We start from the raw sequence: 6,138 nt of genomic DNA, 5'->3' as shown, positions 1-6,138 counted from the left end.
GAGCAACTCAAAGCGCTCGTCGGTGCCGAAGAGGCGGCGAATCTCCGAGTGTTGAAACAGCAACTGGACGAGGACTTCGTCGACGAGGTCGCCGACACATAAATGTCGACGCTCGTCGCTGACGCCTCTGCCCTCGTGAGTCTCGGGGTCGTTGCTGACGATGACCCCGATCCACTCGAGCTCTGTCTGTCCTGCTACGAAGTCATCGTCCCAACAGTGGTCATCGAGGAACTACGAGAGATTGCCTCTTATGATGACGTACACGGTCGGGCTGCAACGACCGTCCTCGACCGAACTAAGACGCTCGAGGCCCGATCAGTCGACCTCGACGCCGAATTTCCGCTTGATGACGGCGAAAACGCTGCTGTCACCCTCGCGAATGACCTCGACGCCACACTATTGCTCTGTGATGAGTTCAATCAACTCGGCCTGGTCCACGCCTCGCTCGCCGATACCCGGCTCGTCACGACGCCAACGCTGCTCTCAGTACTCGTTCGCACCGAACAGCTGTCAGCTGCCGATGCTCGTGCTATTCTCGACGAGATCAGCGATGCCCGCAGCTGGGACGCAAACAGCTACGTGCAACGTGCCCGGTCACTGCTCGAGGAGCCCTGACACCGACGCTGTCGCCCATCGTTTCTCATACTGTCGGAGGTGGTGGGGCAGAAGTCTTCACAGACTCTGTACGTGCCGATCTTGGTTCTATGAATGATCTAATATTCCACTGCTGATCTACTGAGAAGATCGGCTAATCCGGACTCGTTTATATAAGTCACAGGTACACGACGCTATTGGAGTGTCCGATTCCTGATTCTGAGACTTTGATGTGCAAGCTCTGTGCAATCGCCGAAACCGTTATGAAACTATGTGCAGAACATGCACATAGAATGAGCACGAGCGACGATCCCCGACGGGTTCATTTCCAGTCACCGGAGTATCTCGTTGACCGGCTCGATGCGATCGCCGATCTTTTTGATAAGGATCGGACGGATCTCCTCGTCGAGGCCATCCGGGAGTACATCGAAGACACTGCCGACAACGAGACGTTCCAGGAACTCGTCGCAACGAAGTACTACGACGACCAGCTCGAGTTCGAGACGGTCAAGCAGTTGGTCGGCGCCGAGACGGCCCAGCGACTCCGTCTTCTCAAAGCGGACCTTGAAGACGAGCCACTTGGTCTCGCTGCCCCCGACGATGTCGACGTCTACGAGGGCGATGTGACGACGGTCGACGCCGCGGCCGATGACGATCGATGAGCGGTCCACGGCTGCGAACGGTCGTCGCCGACACCAGTGCACTCGTCAGTCTCGCTGTGTCCCGTGCTGACGCTGCCGTTGACACCGGCGCCCCGGACCCACTCCAGTACCTTCTCACCTCCTGTGACGTGTTCGTGCCACCGGAAGTGGTCGAAGAACTCCGCGACATCACACAGTATCAGGATATCCACGCCGCGGCTGCGAGCAACGTTCTCGCGGCCCGCAACCACTACACGGTCGAGGATCCCTACGAACGCGACGATACCCCGGACTCCCGGCCGACGTTCGGCCTCGATGACGGCGAAACTGATGGTATCGTCCTCGCGAACGCACTCGCCGTCGACGGGTTTCTCACCGACGAGTTCGGCGGAACGAACTTTCCACTCATCCACGCCGTGCTTCAGGGGCCGCGGATCGTCCCGACGCCGCGTCTCATCTGCGACTACTCCCGGAACGGGCATATGACCAAGGAGGAAGCGAGAATACTGATCACAACGATTAGCCCACACCGGAGCTGGGAGAACAGTCCCTACGTCACGCAATTGCTCCAGCGCCTCGAAGAGTAGTCTGTCCTGCGATCGACACGTTCCGAGTGGTGCGTCAAAAGTGGCCGAGCGAGTGAGGTGGGGGCGAGACTTTCCCTTCACACAGGAACAGTCAACGCCACTTCGGAATGGCCTGTGGTTGTAACATGTTGTGTCCCTTGGAAATCGCTGGGGATAGTAAGAAGAAAATTTCTGTGGTGCCACTTGACCTAGAAAACTTCATCAGTCAATATACTCACATTCAGATATGTACGATCTCACCAAATTCCAGCGTGACCTCCTGTACGTGATCTCCGGTCAGGACGAGTTGCATGGCCTCGCGATCCAAGACGAACTCGAGGAATACTATGAGAATGAGGTCCATCACGGGCGACTGTATCCGAATCTCGACGAGGTCGTCGACAAAGGGCTTGTCGAGAAAGGCCAAGTTGATCGTCGGACGAACTCCTACACGATCACTGCCCGTGGTCAACGCGAACTCGAGGCCCGCCGGGAGTGGGAAAATCAGTACATCGGTAAGCTACTGTCTGACTCAGAGTGAAACAACTGTGACTGCTGAGTGTGCGTACTAGATCGGGCCCCTCGAGTGTCGTTCCATCACGATCACAGCCACAGGATATCGTGAACGGAAAGAGAGCTGGCTAGTAGTATAAAGAATCGACTAGTTGGATTCGCTTACATCTACGTACGTGTGGAATAACAAATATCATCTCGCCTGAATGGCTGAGCCATGGACGACCTTACAGGATTCCAACGAGACCTGCTGTACGTGATCGCGGGCGCTGACCAGCCATCTGGACAGGACGTCAAAGACGAGATCGAGCAGTACTACAGTTCAGAGATCAATCACGGGCGACTATATCCCAATCTCGATACGGTTGTGAATAAGGACCTTGTCGAGAAAGGACAACTCGACAGGCGCACAAACTACTATGCGATAACAGCAGACGGCGAGCAAGCAATCGAGGCTCGTCGTGAGTGGGAATCCCAGTACATCGACTAATCGAAATTGGAAGCCATCTGGATTCTTGCTTTGCTCTCCGAATCGGTAAGTACAGGGGATTCACTTATCGGGGCAGGCAACGTATCGTTCAGTATGCCTGAAGAAGTTCTGTTCAAATCGGAAAGCGACCAGAGTCGAGAAGAGATTGCATCGTACCTTCGGAAAGTCGCGGACAATCTCGACAACGGAAACGCTATCAGCCTGAAAGCAGGCTCCGAGTCTGTAACCCTGAATCCTCCTGCCCGACCGACCTTTGAGGTCAAAGCTGAACGCGAAGGCCCGGCTGGCAATATGACTGAATTAAGTGTCGAGTTCGAACTCGAATGGGATGAGAACGCCAATGGGGAGGGCAGCGGCAGTGGCCAGCTAGAAATCGAATAGTCACTCCGCGTGCTTATTGAACGCTGGACGGTCTATCAGGACTGATAGATATTCGGAATCGCGTGCTGAACACAAGGCGCTTATCCAGTACTGACGAAACGCAGAATGGCCCACATGGATGTCGTGAATTTCACTACTCGATATCGGTTGCTGTTCCGGAAGACCTACCAGACGGGAGACTGACCCGTTCGTATATGCCTTGGATGACGACAATCCGTTCCTCCTCTAGGTTCTGAACGACATTCATTGCTTTCACCGGCGTCTCGGACCCCATGAGGAGGTTGAGTCCGAGCGGTTGTGGCGCAGTCGGAGGTCGTGACTGCATCGACTCGACTACGTCGCGGAACCACTCGAGGCTCGGCTCGGTGACATCCTGCCAGGCGAACTCGTCGAAACCGATATCCGTAACGAGTTCTTGGAGACGCTCGGGTTTAACGAGATTGCTGAGGGACGCATCCGATGCCCAGGGGACCGGGAACACAGTATCGCCGCCTGATCCGGCGCAAATTTCGTAGAGTGCGAGTGTGCCTCCAGGTCTCAAGACACGTCGAGCTTCCTCGAAAACCACCTCCTTGGCCTCGATGTTCATCAGCGTGTGCTCGAACCAGACGACGTCGAATGCCTCGTCCTCGAACGGTAGGTCGAGGGCGTTCCCGTGCTGAAAGCGAACCTCGTCGGTCAGCCCCACCCGGTCGGTAAACAGTGCCGCTGCCCGGCAATACTCCTCGATTACATCGACTCCGACGACATCACAATCGAACTCGGCAGCGAGGGTACGGGCGGGCCCACCGATACCACAACCGACATCGAGAACGCGATCGCGGTCCCCGATTCCAGCGATTTCGGCGACTTCACGGGTTGCATCAAGCCCGCGAATGTGGAACTCGTCGAACGATGCGATATCGTCCCGGGTGAGCGCGTCGATGTCCTTTCCGGCGGCGTCGAGCGCGTCGAGGATCTCGTCACCGAGGTCCGGTACCCCGTAATGATCGTTCAATGCCGCCTCATAGCCGCTGTCCGGCTTCGACTCATTGAAAGACATGCCATCCTCTCCGTTGGTAGGCACTGGTGCGGTGGTCCCCAACTGAACGGCCCCAGTACTGTTTCGAATTGGTTGCCATCGTTGGTGCTCGTGCACGACTTCGGCCGCCTTCGGATTAAGTATAATTAGAACGATATTTCTATCGGGATGCCGATCGAACCTCGCTTCTATTTGCAATCCGACACGTAGGTCCCGATGGCGCCTAGGTGCGGCCTAACCTGGCGATTGCCAAGTCAAAAGAGGGTCCGAGTTCCCGTGCGGTGTGATACCGCGGAGAAGGGTTATCCCACTCGTTCACGTATTCGGCAGCATGGATCCCTCGAGCACGAGCGAATCGCCCTCGTCGGCCGGTGCCGGCGGCAACGAGGCGTTCCAACTTCTCTCGGACGAGACCCGGATTGGCATCTTGCGGGTGCTCTGGGACGCCCACGATCCCGCCCAGGAGACGCCCGTGCGGTTCGCGGACCTCCGCGAGCGCCTCGGCGTCGAGGATCCCGGCCGTTTGAACTACCACCTAAACAAGCTGCTAGATAGGTTCGTCCGACGAACCGACGCAGGCTACGAGCTCATGGACTCGGGCAAACGGGTCGTCAGGATGCTGTTGTCCGGTACAGCGATCGACAACCCGGAGATCGACCCCGTGGCCGTAGATATCTCCTGTTGGTACTGCGGGGGTGGTGTGGAATGGAGCTACCGGGACGGGTGGCGCTACCTGGAATGTACCAGCTGTGACGCCCGGTGCGTCGAATCCTTCCCACCTGGCGTCATCAGCAAAAACGAGTTCCCTCCGTCGGGGCTGCGCGACCGTACGCCCAATGAGATCAATGAGGCGGATCGGATCTGGGGCGCTCACCGGCGGGCGTCGGTGATGGACGGCGTCTGCCCAGAGTGCGCGGGCGATATGCCCGTCACTGCGATCGATATCTGCGAGGATCATCGCCCGGACTGGGACGAATACCAGTTCTGCGAGAACTGCGGATCGATCTTCCGGGTGCTGGTCTCGCACGTCTGCGAGGGCTGCAAGTACCGGTGGCAGATGCCGACGTTGTTCTATCCGTCGAGACAGCCGGCGCTAATTGCGTTCTTCTACGAGCACGGCGTCGAGTTCGACCTCGCCACGCACGAGCAACGCACGCTTCTGCTCGACTTCGAGGAGGACCTGGTCTCGATGGATCCCCTTCGCATCCGTATCTCGATTCCATTGGAAAATGAAATGCTTCAGTTCACGTACGACGAACGGATGGAGCTCGTGAAAGAGAGTCGGCGAGAGCGACAACCCTGACGGGAGATAGGATTTCCATTCCTCGAGAGTTGATACTCGGACACTGATATCAGGAATAGCCGCTTACGATGACTAGTCGTCATGATGAATTCCATCCTCCTATGAAAATCCCGCACTGAGCTATACCACACCACTGACAATAGTTGTTCGGGTGAGCCGCCCGGCTCACCCGAACGCAGCTGCGGAATCACCCGACAGCGGCCACTTCAGAGAAAGAATCTCTCGGCAGGCGGGGGCAATCCTGTTGCGGTAGCGGTGGCTGTGCGGACGAAAGCAAGCCGTGCCTGAGCGACGCGAACCGTCGCTCAGGCACTCACCTCCGGTGGATCGTACGGCTCCTGTCGCTTCAGCATGTAGAAGATGGAGACCAGCATTTTCCGAGCTGTTGCAACAATCGCTATCTGCTTGTTTTTCCGCTGTTTCAACCGTGTGTAGAAGTTGCCGAGGTAATCGTCGTACCGGACGGAAACATGGGCACATTGGACGAGGGCCCAGCGCAGTGGCGCTGAGCCCTCTTTGCTGATGCTTCCATGGACTTCCATGTCGCCGGACTGATGAACCATTGGATCGAGTCCAGCGTAACTCACCAACTCTTCCTGCCGGTCAAACCGATCAATCTCACCGATTTC

At 57.0% G+C, this 6,138-nt stretch carries 9 protein-coding genes; 7 read left to right on the top strand and 2 right to left on the bottom strand.

The genetic code is table 11. The features are described from left to right. The first annotated feature begins 102 nt into the window (after positions 1-102). The 6 genes from ACERI1_RS17820 (at position 103) to ACERI1_RS17795 (ending at position 3,185) form a co-directional block, all read left to right on the top strand. A complete protein-coding gene (locus tag ACERI1_RS17820) occupies positions 103-615 on the top strand; it encodes a hypothetical protein (RefSeq protein ID WP_373619804.1) in 513 nt (170 codons plus the stop codon). A 272-nt stretch (positions 616-887) separates the two neighbouring features. Next, entirely contained in the window at positions 888-1,256 is a 369-nt protein-coding gene (locus ACERI1_RS17815) for a hypothetical protein (protein ID WP_373619803.1), read from the top strand. Then, positions 1,253-1,822, top strand: a complete 570-nt coding sequence (locus ACERI1_RS17810) for a hypothetical protein (protein WP_373619802.1) — start codon at positions 1,253-1,255, stop codon at positions 1,820-1,822. Before ACERI1_RS17815 ends, ACERI1_RS17810 begins: the two co-directional genes overlap by 4 nt. 226 nt (positions 1,823-2,048) lie before the next feature. After that, on the top strand, positions 2,049-2,342 hold the full coding sequence (locus ACERI1_RS17805) for a PadR family transcriptional regulator (RefSeq protein WP_373619801.1): 294 nt from the start codon (positions 2,049-2,051) through the stop codon (positions 2,340-2,342). 189 nt (positions 2,343-2,531) lie between these two features. Further along, on the top strand, positions 2,532-2,804 hold the full coding sequence (locus ACERI1_RS17800; protein WP_373619800.1) for a PadR family transcriptional regulator: 273 nt from the start codon (positions 2,532-2,534) through the stop codon (positions 2,802-2,804). Between the two features lie 93 nt (positions 2,805-2,897). Further along, complete coding sequence (locus ACERI1_RS17795; RefSeq protein ID WP_373619799.1) at positions 2,898-3,185, top strand: amphi-Trp domain-containing protein; 288 nt, start codon at positions 2,898-2,900, stop codon at positions 3,183-3,185. Between the two features lie 133 nt (positions 3,186-3,318). Here the strand turns inward: ACERI1_RS17795 and ACERI1_RS17790 are convergent, their stop codons facing one another. Next, positions 3,319-4,227 (bottom strand): class I SAM-dependent methyltransferase, encoded by a 909-nt coding sequence (locus ACERI1_RS17790; protein ID WP_373619798.1) that lies wholly within the window; start codon positions 4,225-4,227, stop codon positions 3,319-3,321. 310 nt (positions 4,228-4,537) lie between these two features. On the opposite strand from ACERI1_RS17790, the gene ACERI1_RS17785 reads away from it, so the two are divergent. Continuing rightward, positions 4,538-5,509, top strand: a complete 972-nt coding sequence (locus ACERI1_RS17785; protein ID WP_373619797.1) for a winged helix-turn-helix domain-containing protein — start codon at positions 4,538-4,540, stop codon at positions 5,507-5,509. Between the two features lie 305 nt (positions 5,510-5,814). Here the strand turns inward: ACERI1_RS17785 and ACERI1_RS17780 are convergent, their stop codons facing one another. Continuing rightward, the gene (locus tag ACERI1_RS17780) at positions 5,815-6,126 is read right to left on the bottom strand and encodes a transposase (RefSeq protein ID WP_373619805.1); all 312 of its coding nucleotides are present in this window, start codon (positions 6,124-6,126) and stop codon (positions 5,815-5,817) included. Positions 6,127-6,138: the final 12 nt, after the last annotated feature.

The organism is Natrinema sp. HArc-T2, assembly GCF_041821085.1.
GTDB lineage: Archaea > Halobacteriota > Halobacteria > Halobacteriales > Natrialbaceae > Natrinema.
The sequence above is the reverse complement of the archived record's forward strand: the minus strand, read 5'-3'. Positions and strand labels throughout refer to the sequence as shown.

Coding starts and splice junctions, on each gene's coding strand:
- ACERI1_RS17820 (WP_373619804.1), top strand. CDS start 103: ATGTCGACGCTCGTCGCTGACGCCTCTGCCCTCGTGAGTCTCGGGGTC.
- ACERI1_RS17815 (WP_373619803.1), top strand. CDS start 888: ATGAGCACGAGCGACGATCCCCGACGGGTTCATTTCCAGTCACCGGAG.
- ACERI1_RS17810 (WP_373619802.1), top strand. CDS start 1,253: ATGAGCGGTCCACGGCTGCGAACGGTCGTCGCCGACACCAGTGCACTC.
- ACERI1_RS17805 (WP_373619801.1), top strand. CDS start 2,049: ATGTACGATCTCACCAAATTCCAGCGTGACCTCCTGTACGTGATCTCC.
- ACERI1_RS17800 (WP_373619800.1), top strand. CDS start 2,532: ATGGACGACCTTACAGGATTCCAACGAGACCTGCTGTACGTGATCGCG.
- ACERI1_RS17795 (WP_373619799.1), top strand. CDS start 2,898: ATGCCTGAAGAAGTTCTGTTCAAATCGGAAAGCGACCAGAGTCGAGAA.
- ACERI1_RS17790 (WP_373619798.1), bottom strand. CDS start 4,227: ATGTCTTTCAATGAGTCGAAGCCGGACAGCGGCTATGAGGCGGCATTG.
- ACERI1_RS17785 (WP_373619797.1), top strand. CDS start 4,538: ATGGATCCCTCGAGCACGAGCGAATCGCCCTCGTCGGCCGGTGCCGGC.